This window comes from Psychrobacter sp. 1Y4 (assembly GCF_051847555.1).
In genome coordinates this window covers 1-586 of the sequence record NZ_JBPYDE010000873.1, presented here as the reverse complement: position 1 = coordinate 586, position 586 = coordinate 1, and the positions used below count along the sequence as shown (strand labels likewise).

The 586-nt window shown below is 40.8% G+C and carries 1 protein-coding gene; it reads right to left on the bottom strand.

Annotated features, from left to right (window positions below; translation table 11 throughout):
- Positions 1 to 353: 353 nt before the first annotated feature.
- A partial coding sequence (locus ACS8FC_RS19340; protein WP_439297983.1) for a type II secretion system protein GspG occupies positions 354 to 586 on the bottom strand: 233 nt, incomplete at its 5' end.

Sequence of the window (586 nt, the reverse complement as noted above, 5' to 3'; positions counted from 1 at the left end):
TTGATAAAGCTGTCATCAACGAGGTGGTTGCAACAGTAAACGCAAGCGCGTAGAACTTAGTAGCGCGTTTATTGATAGCGACTGATTGTAGTGTTGGTATTTTTATTGACATAAGTTATTACCTTTGATGTTAGCTTCCAGTGACTGGCAGTACGAATATACACCTACTGATAAAACTATTGACCCTCGATACAAGGTTCATATCAGATGGTATTTATTTTACGTATCGATAAAAAATATCAACCAATAAAGAGTTATTAGTTGATATTGATAGGTCGTTAATTGCACGATAGCAAGTGCATTTAACGATATTTTATTGGTATAGGCTTTCTAGATGCCGACAAGGCTAAATCTTATAGCTGAGCATAAAGATCCGCATCCTGACCTTCACCACCTTGCTGTCCATCTGCACCTAAGGAAAACAAGTCATAAGGTCGCCCTTCACTACCTGGCGAGACATATTGCATCTCATTTTCCCAACCATCTGTTGGATAGCCACCTTTAATATAGCCACCTTCAGGATAGTTTTTTGCATCCGCAGGCGGTGTGGTAAGCGCTTCTAACCCTTGCGCTGTCGTCGGATAGC